The 1303-nt window shown below is 62.0% G+C and carries 1 protein-coding gene; it reads left to right on the top strand.

Annotated elements, in window-relative coordinates:
• The first annotated feature begins 181 nt into the window (after positions 1-181).
• Positions 182-1282 carry a cellulase-like family protein gene (locus B3Q33_RS06310; protein ID WP_272974608.1) on the top strand — a complete coding sequence of 367 codons (1101 nt, stop codon included), beginning with the start codon at positions 182-184 and terminating at the stop codon, positions 1280-1282.
• The last annotated feature ends 21 nt before the right edge of the window (positions 1283-1303 follow it).

Here is a 1303-nt window from a genome sequence, read left to right as displayed (position 1 = left end):
GGCAATCAGTATTTTTTTCATAACCCGATCATAGCGCTCCCTCACCCGGGGGGAAACCGGCTTGTGAGCGCCATCAAGTGTCAAGGCGGGTCAAAAATTACCCGGCGGACTCAGGGCCATTGAGGCCGTCCCGGAAACCGGTATGCTGGAGCGCTTAATCTGAAACGGGTGCAGGGCCTGAATGGCACAGCAAAGTAAACCTATCGCAATGGCCTGCTGGGACCTCTCCTGGCTGCTGGACCGTGATTCTCGTCACGGCGCCTTTGCGTCGCTGGAAAAAGTGCTCGATGAAACCCAGCAACGCGGTTTCAATGCCCTGCGCCTGGACCCCTGCCCGCACCTGATTGCCTGCCCGGAAAACGGCGTCCACCTGGATCGTTGCGAACTGCAGGCACCGGGTCACGACCCTGTGGAAGTGAAGATTCGCCACAGCCTGCAGCAACTGCTGCAATCCGCCCACGAGCGTGGCCTGAAGGTGTGGTTCAGCAGCCGTTTTGTGGACGACAGCCGCGCCCGCCGTTCCTTCGTGCGACGCCCGGAAGACTTCGTCACTGTGTGGAGCGATACCCTGGCCCTGGTGGAGGAATGGGGTTATCTGGATGACGTGGCAGGGGTGGATTTCTGTCATCATTTTCCCGCGCAGCCCTATGCTCACGGTGTTACCCGCCGGGTGTTCAACCGATCCCCGGATCGGCCTTTGCCGCCGCGCTGGTCCGCCAGCGCCGCCGAGCGCATCGAAGCGTATCTGCTGGATATTCCCCGCGCCCTGCATGCCCTGTTTCCCGGCGTGCCCATCGGGCTGAGCACCACCACCCAGATTAGCGAGCAATTGCGGCAACTGGATACCAGTGAGCTGGATTTTCTCGATTTCAGCCTGTGGCTGGATGATGATCCGCGCTATCGACTGGCCAGCGGCGAGGCCGTACCCATGACCGGCCTGGCCCGGCGCCTGGCCAGCCCGGTGAAGCAGTTATTGCTGGATGCCGGCGGTATTCACTGGCAGCGGCGCATGGAAGACCAGTTGCAGCGGCGCATGGCCTTTACCCGCCTGCGGCGCCTGCAGCCGGTGATCGGTGAAGGCTTCGTTCGCCAACCACGCCATCTGCGTCGCCTGCCCACCGGCTGGGCCGATCTGCACGAGATGATGGTAGTCAGCGCCCTCACCCAGGGCGTGGAATCCATGACCCCCACCTCGCTGGCCTGCCCGGCCTATGACTGGCTGTGGCGGGAAGAAGAGTACTTGGCGCACCTGAATCATCTGATCCTGTCCGGGTCGGAATAAGCTACGAGCTACGAGCTACGA

Origin of the sequence: Alcanivorax sp. UBA3183, from assembly GCF_002364155.1 — a bacterium.
Lineage (GTDB): Bacteria > Pseudomonadota > Gammaproteobacteria > Pseudomonadales > Alcanivoracaceae > Alcanivorax > Alcanivorax jadensis.
This window is presented reverse-complemented; position numbering and strand designations above follow the sequence as displayed.